Raw genomic sequence first — 17,532 nt, forward strand, 5'->3', positions numbered from 1 at the left:
CCTCACTGGGTAGGGTCACGTTCCGGACCATGACCCAGATGGAGGACGAGATGAGCGCTGCGCCGCGCACCCGGGGCCGTCTCGGCCGGGTCCTTTCCAACGCCGTCGTGGCCCTGGGATGTGTGCTCTTCCTCGGTGGGTTCGTGCTGGCCGCGTTCCTCTACCAGCCCTATCTGGTACCGACCGACTCGATGGCACCCACCGTCGCCGCCGACGATCGCGTGGTCGCCCAGCGCATTGACGGCCGTGAGGTGCACCGGGGCGACATCGTGGTGTTCCGGGACGACGCATGGAGCGAACTGCCCATGGTCAAGCGAGTCGTCGGGGTGGGCGGCGACAGCGTCACCTGTTGCGACGAGGACGGTCTGCTCCGGGTCAACGACGTTCCGATCGACGAGTCTTATCGGGACAGGGGAGTGCCTGCCTCGCGCCACGGCTTCGAAGCCGTCGTGCCCGACGGCGAGCTCTTTCTGCTGGGCGACGAGCGCCTGGACTCCGTCGACTCCCGGGCCCTGCTCGCGGACGGGCGCAGCGGAACGGTCGCCGAAGACGCCGTCGTCGCCCGTGTCGAGGCGATCGCCTGGCCTCCGAGCCGACTCGGTCCGGTGGCGCGCCCGGGCGAGTTCGGCGATCTGCCCGGCGGCGTGTCCAGCCCCGGGCCACTGAATCTGTTGGTGATCTCCACCGTGACCGGCGCGGTGCTCATCCTCGGTGGTGCCGCGATCGGACCGCTCACAGCCCGTTCCTCGCGACGGAAGGCGTAACGTTCAGTCTGGCGGTAGGCGTGACGTTCGGTGACGGTGAGCGATATCGAGCGGACCCGACCTGCCGTGAAGCACAATGTGTGGACGGAACGGCTGAAAGGGATCACGCGATGAGCGCCGAAGATCTCGAGAAGTACGAGACCGAGATGGAGCTGAAGCTCTATCGGGAGTACCGGGATGTGGTCGGACTCTTCACCTACGTGATCGAGACCGATCGGCGCTTCTACCTCACCAACGACTACGAGATGCAGGTGCACTCGGTCCAGGGCGAGGTGTTCTTCGAGGTCTCGATGGCCGATGCCTGGGTGTGGGACATGTACCGGCCCGCGCGCTTCGTCAAGCAGGTGCGAGTGCTGACCTTCAAGGACGTCAACATCGAGGAGCTCAACCGGAACGAGCTCGATCTGACGCAGAACAACGGCTTCAGCGCGGGCAGTGACGGAGGTGCGGGCTGACCCGCCTCGCTCCTTTCCACCCGAAAGAGTGACGGAGTTATCCACAGGTCCTAAGTTTTCCACCAAGATCCACACGGGGGCGGCCGACGTACGAGTCTGCCCGTATGCACATCTCCCCGCCTGACTTCTCCCGGCGAGCCATCCGCCGGACCCTGACCACCGCTACCGCCCTGGTGACCTCCACGCTCGTCCTCGGCTCGTTGTGGCTGCCGCTGGCCGCCGCCCTCGCGCGAGAGGACGGCACCGGCGCGGCGGACGAGCACGCGGTCCCGAACATCCGGTCCGGCCCTGCACCGAGCGGGCGCTCAGAACCGCTCGACGGGACCGAAGGGCCGGAGGGGGTCTACGGGCCGGTCGAGCCGCAGGCTCAGCCGGCCCGTCACCCCGGCGCGGGCGTCAACCTGACTCCCTACGCCGACACCGCCCACGCTGCGGACGACCGCCCCGCACACCACGCAACGTCACCGCGATCGGTGCCGTCGGCCGGTCCGGGAGAGCCGGGCGCCGAGCGGTCCGAACCCGATACGCCCGAGGCGCCCGGACCGACCGGACCGACCGGACCGACCGGACAGGAAGATCAGCCGCTACCGGAACTCGATCCCTTCGGTACGGGCGACACGGGAGCACAGGGTTCGGCGCTGCCCACAGACGCCGACTGGCCCCTCGGGCCCCGCCCGCAGGTCGTGCGCCGCTGGGATCCGCCGCCCGCCCCCTGGGCGCCCGGCCACCGCGGCGTGGATCTCGCGGCGAGCCCCGGCACACCGGTCCACGCGGCGCTGGACGGTCACGTCAGCTTCGCCGGCATGGTGGCCGGGCGCGGTGTCGTCGTGATCGCCATTGACGGGACCGGGCTGCGCATGACACATGAACCGGTGATCCCGTCGGTGGCGGCGGGGCAACGGGTGAGTCGCGGCGAGCCCGTCGGGGTCGTCTCGGACGGTCCGTACCACTGCCAGGACTCATGCCTGCACTGGGGCCTGCTGGACGGCCGTACCTACCTCGATCCCCTCTCGATCGTCGGCCGGGATCCTTCCAGGCTGCTGCCCGTCACCGGTGTGCCGCTACCCCCGCCGGAGCACCACCGGGCGCGCGGGCGGAGCGGTGCCGTTCCGGGGCGGCGGTCGTCCGGCCGCAGCAGGGGCAGTGCCTCAGGAGGCAGGGGTGGGGCGACGCGACCGGGGCCGACGGCGCGAACGGTGGCGGGCGACTCCGTGCCGCGCACGCCCGGCGGCGTCAGGCCGCGGAGCGGGCGCCGTCCAGCACGAGCCGGACGGCGCGCTCGGCGATGACCTCGCGGTCCTCGACGCCCAGACCGGCCCGCCGCACCGCGGCGTCCACCACCCCCTGCAGCAGCACCGCCGTCAGGCGTGGTTCGGACTGCCCCAGATCGGCGAGCACTCGTACCACCAGGTCGATCAGGCTGCCGTGCGCCGCTCGAATCTGCTCGCGGGCGGCGGCGTCCAGCTCGCTCGCCGCGATGGCGACCACCGCCTGATGCCGCAGGTCTCCCGCAAGCGCCAGCTGCGTGCGGACGTAGGCCTCGAGCTGTCGCTCTGGTTCGCCGGCGGAGGCGACGGCGGCCTCCACTTCGGCGGCCCATGCCGGGAAGTCCGTGGCGCAGAGCGCCTCCACCACCGCACCGCGTGAACGGAAGTACTCGTAGACCGAAGACCGGGCCAGCCCGGTGCGTTCGGCCAGCGCGGGGAAGGTCAACGCCTTGGTGCCGCCGGAGGCGAGCAGAGCGCGCGCGGCCTCGAGCAGGGAGTCCCGCTGCTGTCTGCGATGCTCGGCCACGGAGGCCGCCCGGATCCTCGGCACACCCACAGACTAGAACGTGCGGACTCCGGAAGCACCCCTCCCCGGGCATCGGGGTCGCCGCAGGCCGCGCTGCGGTCCCCGTCGTGGGTGCTCAGCGGCGTACATCGCTCAACTTCGCCCGCAGCTGGAGCACCGACTTGCTGTGGATCTGACTGACCCGGCTCTCGGTCACTCCGAGCACCTGCCCGATTTCTGCCAGTGTGAGCCCCTCGTAGTAGTAGAGCGTCACCACGGTCTTCTCCCGGTGCGGAAGCGTGTTGATCGCCCGTGCCAGCAGACGGCGGAGCTCACGGTCCTCCGCGACCTCGACCGGGTCGTCCGCGGAGGTGTCCTCCAGCGTGTCCATCAGGCTGAGGTCGCCCTCGCCGCCGACGTGGAGCATCTCCTCCAGCGCCACCATGTTGGCAAGCGACAACTGACCGAAAAGGCTGTGGAGTTCCTCGACGGCGATGCCCATCTCCCGCGCGACCTCCGCCTCGCTGGGAGTGCGCCGCAGCGCCGCCTCCAGAGTCGCGTAGGCGCGCTCGGCCGCACGCGCCTTCTGCCGCACCGAACGGGGAATCCAGTCAAGCGCCCGCAGTTCGTCGATCATGGCGCCACGGATGCGCGTGATGGCGTATGTCTCGAACTTGATGGAGCGGTCCGGGTCGAACTTCTCGATGGCGTCGATCAGTCCGAAGATCCCCGAGGAGACGAAGTCGGCCTGTTCGACGTTGGGCGGAAGCCCGACGCTGACCCGCCCCGCCACGTACTTGACCAGCGGCGAGTAGTGCAGGATCAGCTGTTCGCGCAGGCGCTCGTCGCCTGTCGACTTGTAGGTGTGCCACAGCTCTTCGAGCGTGGTGGGCGAGCGCCGGGGCGCGGCACTCTCCGGCGCGGCCGCGGCCGGTGCTTCCGGAGCCGGTGTGGGGGGCCCGGGGGTGCGCTGTGGCATGCGTCGTCTGAAACCGTTCTACGGTGGTCTGTGCGAATGGTGCCGGTTCGAGTGGAACCTTGGTGAGCGTAGCGTGACATTGACGTCGCGTAGCGCATATCGCCCCTGAACGCACATGCGCAGATACGTTCCGCCCACCGCACCGTGGTGTTACTTACCTATCCACGCCTGGGGTGCGCCGGGGTGCGGGGGAGAGTGCCTCGCGCCGCAGAGCCCATGTCTCGCCGGTTCGTTCGACGAATCCCAGCGCGCGGAGCTCCAACAGCCGTGCAAGAGCAGCCAACTCACTGACACAGGCGCCGGCCGCGATCTCCCGAACGGCGGCCTCGCCACGAACCGGCACGGCCTCCAGTACTGTGGCCGACGCCTCGTCGAGTAGATCCCGCGGGCGTGCCACCGTCGGGGCCGGTTCCGCCAGCTCGCCCATCGCGCCCACCAGTTCGATCACCTCATCGGCCCGTGCCACCAAAACCGCCTCCGCGCGCAGTAGTTGATGTACGCCCTCGGACTGTGCGGAGAAGACGGAACCCGGCACGCCCATCAGGTGGCGGCCAAGTCGCGCCGCGTGTCGCGCGGTCGCGAGCGCACCGCTGCGCGGGGCGGCCTCGACGACGACGGTGCCCCGGGTGAGCGCGGCGAGGACGCGATTGCGCTGAAGGAAGCGGTGCCGGGTCGGGTGTTCGCCGGGAGGCAGCTCGCTCACCACCAGACCGCACTGACGGATCCTCCCCAGCAACTCCCGGTGACCCGCCGGGTATCCGTTGTCGACACCGCAGGCCAGGACGGCGACGGTCGGGCCACCGGCACGCAGCGCCCCCTGGTGCGCCGCGCCGTCGATCCCGTACGCCGCGCCCGAGACCACGGTCCATCCACGGTCGGCGAGCGAACGAGCGAGCTCGGCGGTCACATAGCCTCCGTAGTCCGTGCACGCACGCGAACCCACCACCGCCACCGAACGCAGCGCGAGCAGACGGAGCGAGGCCTCGCCGCGGACCCACAGCCCCGTCGGGCGCGCGGCCCCCAGGTCGTCGAGCTGACTCGGCCACTCCGCGTCACCGGGGCACACGAACCGTGCGCCGCAGGCCGCGGCGCGCCCGAGGTCCGCCGCCGGGTCGGCACGGTGGGCGCGCAGCCGCATACCCGCCCAGCGCTGCGGCCCGAAGGGCCGGTCCCGACCGTCGTCGCGCACGGTGTTCCAGGCTGTGACCGGTCCCACTTCGGCGAGCCAGCGCCCCATCACCGCGTCGCCCGGCTCGCCGACGCGTGCCAGAGCCACGCGTGCCAGTCGTTCCTCCTCCGCCATCGGCGCCTCGGCCGGACCCGGAGGCCGGTAGAGGCCCCGGGCCGGGCCGCCTTCGGATGCTGTCCCTGTCGCAGGTGCCGTGCCGGGGGTCGGCACTGTCCCCTGGGCCGGTGTCGTCCCGGCGGCCGGGGCCGCGTGGGCGCTCGTGGTCGTCATGGGAGCCGCCTCTCTCCTTGTCTCGTCACTTCATGCCAGGCAGTGGACCTGGCCCCGGATCCGCCCCGGACGCCGGGGCCCCGGGTGGACTTCTCCGCCTTACGGGAAGGCCGTCCACCAGTCGTGAGGCGGACCGTCCGCCGGCCGGGCGGGCGATCGCCGGTCACGGGAGGCTCCCCACCAGCCCGGCGCCGCGCGCCACTCCCGTGCGCAGCGCGAGCGCGGCATCGACATCGGCGGCCGTCGGACGGTCGTGACCCGCGAGGTCCGCGACCGTCCACGCCACGCGCAGTACGCGGTCCAGGCCGCGAGCCGTGAGCAGACCCCGGTCCATGTCGCGTTCCGCGCGTACCAGCGCGCCCGGCGCCGGTGCCCATCGGCCGCGCAGCTCGTGCCCGGGTACCGCGCTGTTGACCCGCCACGGAAACCCCTCGTAGCGCGCCGCAGCGCGTTCCCGCGCGGCGGCGACCCGGCCGGCGACCGTCGCCGTGGACTCGCTCTCCCCGGCGGCGAGCAGCTCCGCCCGGCTCACCGGCTCCACCGGCACCCGCAGATCGACGCGGTCCAGCAACGGTCCGGACAGCCGCGCGCGATAGCGCCGTACCGCGCTGGGAGGACACTCGCACCCACCTCCGGGCGCGCCGTGCCTGCCGCACGGACAGGGGTTGGCCGCGAGGACCAGCAGCAGGCGGGCGGGCAGCCGCATGACGCCCGCCGACCGGGCGATCACGACCTGGCCCGACTCGAGCGGCTGCCGGAGTGCGTCCAGCGCTCGGCTGCTCATCTCGGCCGCCTCGTCGATGAAGAGCACACCGTGATGGGCGAGGGACACGGCTCCTGGGCGGGGTGTGCCCGTGCCGCCGCCCACCAGCGCGGCCATCGACGCGGAGTGGTGCGGGGCGCAGTAGGGCGGGCGTTCCACCAGTGGCCGCCCGGCGGGGAGAGTGCCGCTGACCGAGTGGACCGCGGTCGCCTCCAGCGCCTCCTGGCGTGTCAGTGGTGGCAGCAGCCCCGGCAGCCGTTCCGCGAGCATGGTCTTGCCGGCGCCCGGGGTCCCTTTGAGAAAGAGATGGTGGCGCCCCGCCGCCGAGACCTCCAGCGCGCGGCGTGCCGAACGCTGTCCGGCGACCTCCGCCAGATCCGGCGTGTGGTCGCCACCGGTCACGCCGTCGCAGAGCCCGGCCGCGGCGCCCGGAGGCAGCACCCCCGAGAGGTCCGGCCCCTCCGGAGGTGGCTCATCGGGCACGGGCGTGCCGTTCAAAACGGCCACGAGCTGTCGCAGGCTCCGCACCCCGAGGACCGCGACACCCGGAACCAGAGCGGCCTCGGCCGCGGTGGACTCGGCCACCACGACCTGTCGGTACCCCGCCTCCGCGGCTGCGAGCACGGCCGGGAGAACACCGCGCACCGGACGGATGCGGCCGTCGAGACCCAGCTCGCCGATCATCACCAGATCGGCGACGGCCGAGGGCTCCACCTGCTCGGCGGCCGCGAGCGTCGCGCAGGCGACGGCCAGGTCGAAACCGCTGCCGGCCTTCGGCAGTGAAGCAGGACTCAGTGCCACGGTCAGTTTCTTCTGTGGCCAGGGCACCCCGGAGTTGATGACAGCGGAACGGACACGGTCCCGGCTCTCGCTCAGCGACTTGTCCACCAGCCCGACCAGGGTGAAAGCGGCGACCCCCGGTTCGAGGTCGGCCTGCACCTCGACCACGACGCCCTCGACCCCGGTCACCGCGACGGAGCACGTCCGCGCGAACGGCATCACGCCACCCCCCTGGCGTGCTCGATGAGGGGAGCGCCTCGGCGCGGCAGCGTCACACCCACCAGATCGATCCGGACCCCGCCCGCCGGGAGATCCCGGTGTTCGGGCAGCCAGCGATCGGCGAGCCAACGTTCCGACAGCTCCCGCAGCCGCGACAGCTGCCGCGGGCCCAGCCCGGCCATCGGATGCTGGTATCCACCGGCTCTCCGCGTCTTCACCTCGCACACGATGACGGTGACTCCGGTGGCCTCCGGGCCCGGATCCTCGCGGGCCACGATGTCGATCTCTCCCGCGCGGCACCGCCAGTTGCGGTCCATGATCGTCATCCCCGCATCGCCCAGGCTTCGAGCCGCGAGTCGTTCGCCGTACCGTCCGAGCGCTCCTCGTTCGTTCATGGCGCCTCACCTCCGTGACCGACAGTGACGCAGTCCGGCGGACGCTGTGGATCTTGGTGGACAACCGGCTCCCTGTGGATAACTCGGCCACCCTCAGGAGTGAGGCGAGCTGTCCCGCTGACGGCGCGGCCCCCCGCGTGCGCCCTGTCGGCAGAGCGCTGGCGGAGCGCCGGAGGAGCACCCCAACCACGCCCTGCAGCGCGGCTGGTGCGCGCCGGGCAAGCGCCCGCGCGCCGACCGGAGCGACACCCCCTCACCTGCTCCTCTGCCAGGCCCGGTGAGGCGCCAGGTGTCACGCGTGCACCCTGGAGTGCGTACCTCGGCGCCCGCGCCGCCACCGCACGCCTGCCCTGCCCATCGGTGGTCTCCGGGCCGGTCGCCCGAGGCCTTCCCGGTCCCGTACACTTTCCCTGGCGATCCGGGTCCCGGATCGACCTCGCATGCCCCGCCACCGGCCCGGCGACACCGGACCGGAGGCCGCGTTTCTCGGTCCGCGGGCGCCCTCAACAGCGCTCACGGTAGGACGCGCAGGGGCGTCAGGAGCGTCGCCCGTCCCGGGTGGCGCTGACAACCGAGTCACACCCCAAGGAGAACGGCCATGGCCGTCGTCACGATGCGGGAGCTGCTGGAGAGCGGCGTCCACTTCGGGCACCAGACCCGTCGCTGGAACCCGAAGATGAAGCGCTTCATCTTCACCGAGCGCAACGGCATCTACATCATCGACCTGCTCCAGTCGCTGTCGTACATCGACCGCGCCTACGAGTTCGTCAAGGAGACCGTCGCCCACGGCGGTGCCGTGATGTTCGTCGGTACCAAGAAGCAGGCCCAGCAGACCATCGCCGAGCAGGCGACCCGGGTCGGCATGCCCTACGTGAACCAGCGCTGGCTGGGCGGCATGCTCACCAACTTCTCGACCGTCCACAAGCGTCTGCAGCGGCTCAAGGAGCTGGAGCAGATCGACTTCGAGGACGTCGCCGCCTCCGGTCTGACCAAGAAGGAGCTCCTGGTCCTCTCCCGCGAGAAGGCCAAGCTGGAGAAGACCCTCGGTGGTATCCGCGACATGCAGAAGGTGCCCAGCGCCGTCTGGATCGTGGACACCAAGAAGGAGCACATCGCGGTCGGTGAGGCCCGGAAGCTCAACATCCCGGTCGTCGCGATCCTCGACACCAACTGCGACCCCGACGAGGTCGACTACAAGATCCCCGGCAACGACGACGCGATCCGCTCCGTCACGCTGCTCACCCGTGTGATCGCCGACGCCGTGGCCGAGGGCCTCATCGCCCGCTCCGGCGCCGCGACCGCGGCCAAGGAGGGCGACAAGCCCGCCGCTGAGCCGCTGCCCGAGTGGGAGCGGGAGCTTCTCGAGGGTGCCGAGGCGAAGGCCGAGTCCGCCCCCGCCGAGGGTGGCGAGGAGACCGCGGCCGCCGAGGCCCCCGCGACGGAGACCCCCGTCGCCGAGGCGCCTGCCGCTGAGGCTCCGGCCGCCGAGGCGCCCGCCGCCGACGCCGCGACCGAGGCCCCCGCCGAGCAGGGCTGACGCACCACCTGTCCGGGAGCGGCGGGCCGGGGCCCCCGGCCCCGGCCCGCCGCCTGCCCGTACCGCGATCCCACCCCACCGACCATTCCGGGAAGAGAATCACGTAATCATGGCGAACTTCACCGCCGCTGACGTCAAGAAGCTCCGGGAGCTCTCCGGCGCCGGCATGATGGACTGCAAGAAGGCTCTGGACGAGGCCGAGGGCGACGTCGAGAAGGCCGTCGAGATCCTGCGGGTCAAGGGCCAGAAGGGTGTCGCCAAGCGCGAGAGCCGTTCCGCCGAGAACGGTGCTGTCGTCGCGCTCATCGCCGGCGACGACACTTCCGGCGTGCTGCTGGAGCTCAAGTGCGAGACCGACTTCGTCGCCAAGGGTGACAAGTTCCAGGCCGTCGCCCAGACGATCGTCGAGCACGTGGCGAAGACCTCCCCGGCCGACATCGCCGCGCTCCTCGCCTCCGAGATCGAGCCGGGCAAGACGGTTCAGGCGTACGTCGACGAGGCCAACGCCACCCTCGGCGAGAAGATCGTGCTGGACCGGTTCGCCCAGTACACCGGCGGTTTCGTCGCCACCTACCTGCACCGCACCAGCCCCGACCTGCCGCCGCAGGTCGGTGTCCTCGTGCAGCTGGACAAGCCCGAGGCGCAGGTCGCCCGCGACATCGCCCAGCACATCGCGGCGTTCTCCCCGAAGTGGCTCTCGCGTGAGGACGTGCCCGCCGACGTCGTGGAGAACGAGCGCCGCGTCGCCGAGGCCACCTCCCGCGAGGAGGGCAAGCCCGAGGCCGCCCTGCCGAAGATCGTCGAGGGCCGGGTGAACGGCTTCTTCAAGGAGAACACCCTCCTCGGTCAGCCCTTCGCCAAGGACAACAAGAAGACCGTTCAGAAGGTGCTCGAGGAGGCCGGCGTCACCCTCCAGGGCTTCGCCCGCTTCCGGGTCGGCGCCTGACGAACGGTCAGACGGGGGCCCGCCCATGACGGGCGGCCCCCGTCCCCGTCTCGCCCGTGCCGACGGCGCCGCAACCGCCGCGGCCCCGCTATTGTCGGGCGCAGAGCCTGCCCGGCGGTGCGCCGCGGGGTGGTGACCACCGCTGTTGTGTCGAGGAGGCCGTCGCCGTACTGGAACCGTCAGGGACCGTCGGCAATGGCCTCCTTCGTATGTGCACGAGGAGAGTTCCATGAACCAGGACAACGCCGCCCGGACGGACGGCGCCGCGGCCAAGCCGTCCCGCTACCTGCTCAAGCTGTCCGGGGAGGCGTTCGCGGGCGGGGGCGGCCTCGGTGTCGACCCCGACATCGTGCACAAGATGGCGCGCGAGATCGCGGCGGTCGTCCGCGAGGGCACCGAGATCGCCGTCGTCATCGGAGGTGGCAACTTCTTCCGCGGGGCCGAACTCCAGCACCGCGGCATGGACCGCGCCCGCTCCGACTACATGGGGATGCTCGGCACCGTCATGAACTGCCTGGCGCTCCAGGACTTCCTGGAGAAGGAAGGCATCGACTCCCGGGTGCAGACCGCCATCACGATGGGGCAGGTCGCCGAGTCCTACATCCCGCTGCGTGCCATCCGCCATCTGGAGAAGGGCCGCGTGGTCATCTTCGGCGCGGGTATGGGGATGCCCTACTTCTCGACGGACACCACGGCCGCCCAGCGGGCGCTGGAGATCCACGCCGAGGCGCTGCTGATGGGGAAGAACGGCGTCGACGGCGTCTACGACTCCGACCCCGCGAAGAACGCCGACGCGGTACGGTTCGACGCACTCGACTACGCGGAGGTCATCACCCGTGACCTCAAGGTGGCGGACGCCACCGCGATCACGCTGTGCCGGGACAACGGACTGCCGATCCTGGTCTTCGAACTGCTCGCCGAGGGCAATATCGCCCGCGCCGTCAAGGGTGAGAAGATCGGCACACTCGTGAACAGCCAGGGCCGGCGGGACTGAGGGTCCGTTGCTGCGCGGGTTCGCCTCACACATCGAATAGGAGCACGTGGTGATCGAAGAAGCTCTCCTCGAAGCCGAGGAGAAGATGGAGAAGGCCGTGGTGGTGGCCAAGGAGGACTTCGCGGCCATCCGCACCGGTCGTGCGCACCCGGCGATGTTCAACAAGATCGTCGCGGAGTACTACGGCGCGATGACCCCGATCAACCAGCTCGCCTCGTTCTCGGTGCCCGAGGCCCGGATGGCCGTGGTGACCCCGTTCGACGTCAGCGCCCTGCGCAACATCGAACAGGCGATCCGCGACTCCGACCTCGGTGTCAACCCCTCCAACGACGGCCGGATCATCCGCGTCAACTTCCCGGAGCTGACCGAGGAGCGTCGCCGGGAGTACATCAAGGTCGCCAAGGCCAAGGGTGAGGACGCGAAGATCTCGATCCGCGGCGTCCGGCGCAAGGCCAAGGAGTCCATCGACGGCGCCGTGAAGAACGGTGAGGTCGGCGAGGACGAGGGCCGCCGGGGCGAGAAGGAACTGGACGACACGACCGCGAAGTACGTCGCACAGGTCGACGAGCTGCTGAAGCACAAGGAAGCCGAGCTGCTCGAGGTCTGATCCCGTGCCGCCCGCGGGCGGCACGGATGATCGGGGCGCGGCCGTCGCCCCGGGGCGAGTGGCGACGGTGTGTGGGTGGGAAAGCGAACGGAATGAGCGTGTGAACGAGGCATCCTGGGGACCGCGGGACCAGATGGGCGGGGCACCGGCGGGTCCCGCGGGCGACGGGAGGCACGGGGCGCAGACTCGATCTGTGCCCATCGTGTCACCACCCGGCGGCGACCACCCGCACGCCGGCGGCCGGCCGCATCCCGGGGGCGAGCCCCGGCCCGAGCCGCGTCCGTCCCGGCTTGCCCCGTCGGGACGGGGCAAGCGTGCCGGCCGGGATCTCCCGGCCGCGATCGGCGTGGGGCTCGGCCTGGGCGTCGTCATTCTGGCCGCGCTCTTCGTCTACAAGCCGGTGTTCGTCGCCGTCATCGCGGCGGCCGTCGTCGTCGGGCTGTGGGAGCTGACGTCGAGGCTGGCCGAGCGCAAGGCGATCTCGGCACCTCTGGTGCCGCTCGCGGTCGGTGGCGCGGCAATGGTCGTGGCCGGTTATCTGCGCGGTGCCGAGGGTGCTTTCGTCGCCATGGCGCTCACGGTGCTCGCCGTTCTGGTGTGGCGGATGACGGCGCCGCCGGAGGACTACCTGCGGGATGCGACGGCCTCCGTCTTCGCGGTGCTGTACGTGCCGTTCCTGGCCACCTTCGTCGCGCTCGTGCTGTCGGCCGACGACGGATCGTGGCGGGTCCTGGTGTTCCTGCTGCTGACGGTGGTCAGCGACACGGGGGCGTACGCCGTGGGCTGGCGCTTCGGCAAGCGCAAGCTGGCGCCCCGTATCAGTCCCGGTAAGACCCGGGAGGGGCTGCTGGGGGCGGTGTCGTTCGCCATGGTGGCGGGCGCGCTCTGCATGGAGTTCCTGATCGACGGCGGAACCTGGTGGCAGGGGCTGCTGCTCGGTCTGGCCGTCGCCGTCAGCGCCACTCTCGGCGATCTCGGTGAGTCCATGATCAAGCGCGATCTCGGGATCAAGGACATGGGCACCCTGCTGCCCGGTCACGGCGGCATCATGGACCGGCTGGACTCGATACTTCCCACCGCGCCGGTGGTGTGGGTGCTCTTCCTCGTCTTCGTCGGCGGCTGACCGGGCCGGGCCGGGTGCCGCGCGCATCTGACCGTGCCCGGCTGTCCCCTCCCCGCCCCGGCGGCCTCCGCCAGGCGTGTCTCCGAGATGGCGTACTGTCGCGGCATCGCGGTCGGGGTGCGCCGCCTCACGTTCTGCGGCGGCCGGTGCGGCCCGCCGCACCGGTAGGCTGGACATCCCGCGCCGTGGCAGAGCTGTGCCCGCAGGGTGCGGGGCCGCCGTCCCGCGACCCGCCGGGCCGGCCCGCCCGGTGTCGTGCCGTCCGTGCGAGCGATGCCGTGTCACCGTCATCGACGGGCAGACCGTCGCATTGAGGAGTCGTGCGCCCATGGCACCGCCCGTACCGGGAGAGCTGACGTTCGTAGCGCCGCGTGGAGCGAAGAAGCCGCCCCGCCACCTGGCCGACCTCGACCCCGCCGAACGACGGGAGGCCGTGGCGGCGCTGGGTGAGAAGCCGTTCCGCGCCAAGCAGCTGTCCCAGCACTACTTCGGACGCTTCGCCGCCGACCCCGAGCAGTGGACCAACATCCCGGCGGCCTCACGGGAACGCCTCGCGGCGGAGCTGCTCCCGCCACTGATGTCCGTCGTGCGACACATCAGCTGTGACGAAGGGGCGACCCGCAAGACGCTCTGGCGGCTCCACGACGGCACCATGGTCGAGTCGGTGCTGATGCGTTACCCGGACCGCGTCACCATGTGCATCTCCTCCCAGGCGGGCTGCGGGATGAACTGCCCGTTCTGTGCGACCGGTCAGGCGGGCCTGGACCGCAACCTCTCCACGGCGGAGATCACGCACCAGATCGTGGACGGCATGCGGGCGCTGCGCGACGGCGAGGTTCCCGGTGGCCCCGCCCGTCTGTCCAACATCGTGTTCATGGGGATGGGCGAGCCGCTGGCCAACTACAACCGCGTCGTGGGCGCGATCCGCAGGCTCACCGATCCCGAGCCCGACGGCGTCGGCCTGTCGCAGCGCGGTATCACCGTCTCCACGGTCGGCCTGGTGCCGGCGATCAACCGGCTCGCCGACGAGGGCCTCAAGTGCCGCCTCGCCGTGTCGCTGCACGCGCCCGACGACGAGCTGCGCGACACCCTGGTACCGGTCAACACCCGCTGGAAGGTGCGGGAGGTACTGGACGCCGCATGGGACTACGCGGAGCGGTCCGGTCGCCGGATCTCGATCGAGTACGCCCTGATCCGTGACATCAACGACCAGGGGTGGCGGGCGGACCTCCTGGGGCGGCTGCTCAAGGGGCACCGTGCCCACGTCAACCTCATCCCGCTCAACCCGACGCCCGGGTCCAAGTGGACGGCGAGCCGCCCGGAGGACGAGCGCGCGTTCGTCGCCGCACTTGAAACGCACGGTGTGCCGACAACGGTGCGTGACACGCGGGGTCAGGAGATCGACGGGGCCTGCGGCCAGCTGGCCGCGTCCGAGCGCTGATCTGCCCCACGTCGTTCACCGCGTGGGGCGGGCGCGCGTGACGCACGCCCCACGGGGCGGTGTCGCACGGTGCGCGCCGCATCATCGCTCCGCCCCACGCGCCATCGCTCGGCCCCATGCGCCGCATCATCGCTCCGCCCCATGCGCCTTCCCCCGGGGCGGGGCGGGCCGCGATCCGGCACCACGCGTGGGCCCGGCCGCGCCGTTCCGGCCGGGTGGGTTATCGTGTGCTCGCACAATTGCATGACACATCACCCATACGTATTGACCGGCAGGGGAGCGCGCGAAGCGCTGAGAGTGCGGCACAGCCGCAGACCCTTGGAACCTCGCCCGGAGCTCATGGCGCCGGGTAGGGAGTTCGGATCACAGCACCCCAGGTGCGTTCCGCTGCCTCGCCGTCCCGACGAAAGCAGCCTCATGAATCGCACCACCCGGCGTACCGCCACCGCGGTCCTGGCATCCCTGACCGGCGCGTCCCTGCTGGCCGCCTGCGGTTCCGGAGGAGACGGCGAGGACGGGGCAGCCGACGACACCGTCACCCTCGTGACGCACAACTCCTTCGAGCTCTCGGACGAGGTGCTGGAGCGGTTCACCGAGGACACCGGCTACACCCTGGAGATCCTGCGCGCCGGCGACGGCGGGGTCATGGTCAACCAGGCGGTGCTGTCCGCCGGGAACCCCCAGGGAGATGTCCTGTTCGGCGTCGACAACACGCTTCTCTCGCGCGCCCTGGACGAGGGCGTCTTCGCCCCGCACCGTGCCGCCGGCCTGGACCGGGTCCCGGAGGAACTGCAGCTCGACGCGGGGGAGTGGCGGGTGACGCCCATGGACATCGGGGACATCTGTGTCAACTACGACCGTGCCTGGTTCGAGGACGCCTCCCTGGAACCGCCGCAGACGCTGGATGAACTCGCCGACCCCGACTACCGGGACCTGCTGGTGGTCCAGAACGCCTCCACCTCGACGCCTGGCCTCGGATTCCTGCTGGGAACCGTCGCCGCCTTCGGCGAGGACGGATGGCAGGATTACTGGGAGCGGCTCACGGAAAACGGCGTACGCGTCGTCGAGGGCTGGGAACAGGCCTACTACGAGGAGTTCTCCGGGTCCTCCGGCAACGGAGACCGCCCGCTGGTCGTGAGTTACGCCTCGTCGCCGCCGGTCGAGGTCGTCTACGGATCCGACCCGGAGCCCGAGCAGGCGCCGACGGGGGTCTCCACCGGAACGTGCTTCCGTCAGATCGAGTTCGCGGGCCTGCTGGAGGGCGCCGACAACCCGGAGGGCGGCAAGGCACTCATCGACTTCATGCTCTCGCCCGCGTTCCAGGAGGACGTCCCCCTCCAGATGTTCGTCAACCCGGTCCGTGACGATGTGGAGCTTCCCGAGGTCTTCACCCGCTACGGGGTGCGGATCGAGGACCCGTACCACCTGGAGCCCGACGCGATCACCGAGCACCGCAGCCGCTGGGTGAACGAGTGGACCAACCTGGTCGTCCGTTGACGCGGGCACCGATCGCCGCCGCGTCATGACCGGCCGGTCTCCGCTCCGCCGCCGCGAGGACCACGCCGGGCAGCCGGAATCCGCCCCGGTGCCCCGCGCCATGCACGGCACCGCGCTCGGCCCCGGTGCACTCCGGAGGCGGGCCGGCCGGCGGGCACTCGCCACCCGCCTGGGGCTGATGGCGCTGCCAGTGGCGTTCTTCGGTCTCTTCTTCGGCTATCCGGTGGCCGCCATCGTCGGCCGTGGCCTCCACGTCGACGGCCGCTGGCAGTTCGGCCGGTTCGCCGAGGTCCTGTCCGATCCCGGTATCGGCCAGGTCCTGTGGTTCACCACCTGGCAGGCGGCGGCGTCCACCGCCCTCACGCTGCTGCTCGCGCTGCCGGGGGCCTACGTCCTGGCCCGCTTCTCCTTTCCCGGCAAGCAGACGCTGCGCGCGGTGGTCACCGTTCCCTTCGTGCTGCCCACCGTCGTCGTCGGCGCCGCCTTCCTCGGCCTGCTGGGGCGGGGAGGGCTGCTCAACGACCTGTGGGGCGTGCGGCTGGACACCACGGTGTGGGCGATTCTGCTCGCCCATGTCTTCTTCAACTACGCGGTCGTCGTCCGCACCGTCGGCGGCCTGTGGTCGCAGCTGGACCCCCGGCAGGAGGAAGCCGCCCGGCTGCTGGGCGCGGGGAGGTTCGCCGCCTGGCGCCGGGTCACGCTTCCGGCGCTCGTTCCGGCGCTCGCCGCTGCCGCGCTGATGGTTTTCCTGTTCACGTTCACCTCCTTCGGCGTCGTGCAGATCCTGGGCGGGCCCGGGTACGCCACGCTGGAGGTGGAGATCTACCGGCAGACGGCGCAGATGCTGGACCTGCCCACCGCCTCGGTGCTGACGCTGCTCCAGTTCGCCGCGGTGGCGTCGATGCTGGGCGTGCACGCCTGGACCGTGCGGCGCCGCGAAGGGGCGCTCCGCCTCGTCGACCCGGCCGCGACCAGCCGGCGGCCGCACGGGGCGGGGGAGTGGAGCCTGCTGGGCGGAGTGCTGCTCTCCGTGGTGCTTCTGGTGCTGCTGCCCTTGGGCGTGCTGGTCGAACGATCGCTGCGCGGGCCGGATGGGTACTCACTGATCCACTACCGCGCGCTGGCCTCGGCCGACGGCGGGACGTTCCTGGTGCCGCCGCTGGAAGCGGTCGGCAACTCCCTGCGGTTCGCCGCCGTCGCGACGGTGATCGCGCTGGTCGTCGGTGGTCTGGCCGCGGCCGCTCTGACCCGTGGTGCGGGGCGGCTGGTGCGGGGGTTCGACGCGCTGCTGATGCTGCCGCTGGGCACGTCAGCCGTCACGGTGGGGTTCGGATTCCTCATCGCGCTGGACGCGCCGCCGCTGGACCTGCGTTCCAGCTGGATCCTGGTGCCGCTGGCGCAGGCGCTGGTGGGGGTGCCGTTCGTTGTGCGGGTGATGCTGCCGGTGCTGCGTGCCGTCGACGACCGGCTGCGCCAGGCGGCCTCGGTGCTGGGGGCGTCGCCGCTGCGCGCCTGGCGGGAGGTGGACCTGCCGATGGTGCGCCGCGCCCTCCTGCTCGCCGCGGGCTTCGCGTTCGCCGTCTCCCTCGGAGAGTTCGGCGCCACCGTGTTCATCGCACGCCCCGACGAACCGACGCTCCCCGTGGCCATCGCACGACTGCTGGGACGGGCGGGCGAACTCAACTACGGGCAGGCGATGGCGCTCAGCACCGTGCTGATGCTGGTCTGCGCTCTCACCCTGCTCGCCCTGGAGCGCATCCGCCCCGCGCGCTCCGGTGAGTTCTGACCGAGGAGAACCTG

At 71.3% G+C, this 17,532-nt stretch carries 16 protein-coding genes; 11 read left to right on the forward strand and 5 right to left on the reverse strand.

Annotated elements, in window-relative coordinates:
• Nucleotides 1-29 precede the first annotated feature (29 nt).
• The 3 genes from lepB (at nt 30) to E0D90_RS28235 (ending at nt 2,508) form a co-directional block, all read left to right on the forward strand.
• Nucleotides 30-764 carry a signal peptidase I gene (lepB, locus tag E0D90_RS00155; protein ID WP_438827355.1) on the forward strand — a complete coding sequence of 245 codons (735 nt, stop codon included), beginning with the start codon at nt 30-32 and terminating at the stop codon, nt 762-764.
• Nucleotides 765-874: 110 nt separating this feature from the next.
• Nucleotides 875-1,219, forward strand: a complete 345-nt coding sequence (locus tag E0D90_RS00160; RefSeq protein WP_103501776.1) for a DUF2469 domain-containing protein — start codon at nt 875-877, stop codon at nt 1,217-1,219.
• Between the two features lie 104 nt (nt 1,220-1,323).
• A complete protein-coding gene (locus E0D90_RS28235) occupies nt 1,324-2,508 on the forward strand; it encodes a M23 family metallopeptidase (RefSeq protein ID WP_265415926.1) in 1,185 nt (394 codons plus the stop codon).
• Here E0D90_RS28235 and E0D90_RS00170 read toward each other — a convergent pair.
• From E0D90_RS00170 to E0D90_RS00190, 5 genes are all read right to left on the reverse strand, one after another.
• Entirely contained in the window at nt 2,453-3,013 is a 561-nt protein-coding gene (locus tag E0D90_RS00170) for a TetR/AcrR family transcriptional regulator (protein WP_130796159.1), read from the reverse strand. The genes E0D90_RS28235 and E0D90_RS00170 overlap by 56 nt on opposite strands.
• A 115-nt stretch (nt 3,014-3,128) precedes the next feature.
• Nucleotides 3,129-3,971, reverse strand: a complete 843-nt coding sequence (gene whiG, locus E0D90_RS00175) for an RNA polymerase sigma factor WhiG (RefSeq protein ID WP_103501775.1) — start codon at nt 3,969-3,971, stop codon at nt 3,129-3,131.
• A gap of 154 nt (nt 3,972-4,125) precedes the next feature.
• Nucleotides 4,126-5,274, reverse strand: a complete 1,149-nt coding sequence (dprA, locus tag E0D90_RS00180) for a DNA-processing protein DprA (RefSeq protein ID WP_130796160.1) — start codon at nt 5,272-5,274, stop codon at nt 4,126-4,128.
• Between the two features lie 319 nt (nt 5,275-5,593).
• Nucleotides 5,594-7,192, reverse strand: a complete 1,599-nt coding sequence (locus E0D90_RS00185) for a YifB family Mg chelatase-like AAA ATPase (protein ID WP_130796143.1) — start codon at nt 7,190-7,192, stop codon at nt 5,594-5,596.
• Nucleotides 7,192-7,587 carry a YraN family protein gene (locus E0D90_RS00190; RefSeq protein WP_103501772.1) on the reverse strand — a complete coding sequence of 132 codons (396 nt, stop codon included), beginning with the start codon at nt 7,585-7,587 and terminating at the stop codon, nt 7,192-7,194. The genes E0D90_RS00185 and E0D90_RS00190 overlap by 1 nt, the downstream gene beginning before the upstream one ends.
• A gap of 598 nt (nt 7,588-8,185) precedes the next feature.
• Between E0D90_RS00190 and rpsB the strand changes: the two genes are divergently transcribed.
• The 8 genes from rpsB to E0D90_RS00230 all read left to right on the forward strand — a co-directional run bounded on the left by rpsB (nt 8,186) and on the right by E0D90_RS00230 (nt 17,518).
• Entirely contained in the window at nt 8,186-9,124 is a 939-nt protein-coding gene (rpsB, locus tag E0D90_RS00195; RefSeq protein WP_130796144.1) for a 30S ribosomal protein S2, read from the forward strand.
• Between the two features lie 109 nt (nt 9,125-9,233).
• Entirely contained in the window at nt 9,234-10,070 is an 837-nt protein-coding gene (gene tsf / locus E0D90_RS00200) for a translation elongation factor Ts (RefSeq protein ID WP_130796145.1), read from the forward strand.
• 229 nt (nt 10,071-10,299) lie between these two features.
• Nucleotides 10,300-11,064, forward strand: a complete 765-nt coding sequence (gene pyrH, locus E0D90_RS00205; RefSeq protein ID WP_103503956.1) for a UMP kinase — start codon at nt 10,300-10,302, stop codon at nt 11,062-11,064.
• 49 nt (nt 11,065-11,113) lie between these two features.
• On the forward strand, nt 11,114-11,671 hold the full coding sequence (gene frr / locus E0D90_RS00210; protein ID WP_103503957.1) for a ribosome recycling factor: 558 nt from the start codon (nt 11,114-11,116) through the stop codon (nt 11,669-11,671).
• 100 nt (nt 11,672-11,771) lie between these two features.
• Nucleotides 11,772-12,794, forward strand: coding sequence for a phosphatidate cytidylyltransferase (locus E0D90_RS00215; RefSeq protein ID WP_170214898.1), 1,023 nt, complete (start codon nt 11,772-11,774; stop codon nt 12,792-12,794).
• A gap of 328 nt (nt 12,795-13,122) precedes the next feature.
• A complete protein-coding gene (gene rlmN, locus E0D90_RS00220) occupies nt 13,123-14,235 on the forward strand; it encodes a dual-specificity RNA methyltransferase RlmN (protein WP_130796146.1) in 1,113 nt (370 codons plus the stop codon).
• A gap of 417 nt (nt 14,236-14,652) precedes the next feature.
• Nucleotides 14,653-15,732, forward strand: a complete 1,080-nt coding sequence (locus tag E0D90_RS00225; protein WP_130796147.1) for a thiamine ABC transporter substrate-binding protein — start codon at nt 14,653-14,655, stop codon at nt 15,730-15,732.
• A gap of 178 nt (nt 15,733-15,910) precedes the next feature.
• Nucleotides 15,911-17,518 (forward strand): ABC transporter permease, encoded by a 1,608-nt coding sequence (locus E0D90_RS00230; RefSeq protein WP_130796162.1) that lies wholly within the window; start codon nt 15,911-15,913, stop codon nt 17,516-17,518.
• The last annotated feature ends 14 nt before the right edge of the window (nt 17,519-17,532 follow it).

Source organism: Streptomyces otsuchiensis (assembly GCF_004305975.1).
Lineage (GTDB): Bacteria > Actinomycetota > Actinomycetes > Streptomycetales > Streptomycetaceae > Streptomyces > Streptomyces otsuchiensis.

Bases quoted from the DNA above. Each gene is read 5' to 3' on its own strand.
- E0D90_RS00190 (WP_103501772.1), bottom strand. From the start codon at position 7,587: ATGAACGAACGAGGAGCGCTCGGACGGTACGGCGAACGACTCGCGGCT.
- E0D90_RS00160 (WP_103501776.1), top strand. From the start codon at position 875: ATGAGCGCCGAAGATCTCGAGAAGTACGAGACCGAGATGGAGCTGAAG.
- rlmN (WP_130796146.1), top strand. From the start codon at position 13,123: ATGGCACCGCCCGTACCGGGAGAGCTGACGTTCGTAGCGCCGCGTGGA.
- tsf (WP_130796145.1), top strand. From the start codon at position 9,234: ATGGCGAACTTCACCGCCGCTGACGTCAAGAAGCTCCGGGAGCTCTCC.
- E0D90_RS28235 (WP_265415926.1), top strand. From the start codon at position 1,324: ATGCACATCTCCCCGCCTGACTTCTCCCGGCGAGCCATCCGCCGGACC.
- E0D90_RS00185 (WP_130796143.1), bottom strand. From the start codon at position 7,192: ATGCCGTTCGCGCGGACGTGCTCCGTCGCGGTGACCGGGGTCGAGGGC.
- whiG (WP_103501775.1), bottom strand. From the start codon at position 3,971: ATGCCACAGCGCACCCCCGGGCCCCCCACACCGGCTCCGGAAGCACCG.
- E0D90_RS00230 (WP_130796162.1), top strand. From the start codon at position 15,911: ATGGCGCTGCCAGTGGCGTTCTTCGGTCTCTTCTTCGGCTATCCGGTG.
- lepB (WP_438827355.1), top strand. From the start codon at position 30: ATGACCCAGATGGAGGACGAGATGAGCGCTGCGCCGCGCACCCGGGGC.
- E0D90_RS00225 (WP_130796147.1), top strand. From the start codon at position 14,653: ATGAATCGCACCACCCGGCGTACCGCCACCGCGGTCCTGGCATCCCTG.
- rpsB (WP_130796144.1), top strand. From the start codon at position 8,186: ATGGCCGTCGTCACGATGCGGGAGCTGCTGGAGAGCGGCGTCCACTTC.
- pyrH (WP_103503956.1), top strand. From the start codon at position 10,300: ATGAACCAGGACAACGCCGCCCGGACGGACGGCGCCGCGGCCAAGCCG.
- dprA (WP_130796160.1), bottom strand. From the start codon at position 5,274: ATGGCGGAGGAGGAACGACTGGCACGCGTGGCTCTGGCACGCGTCGGC.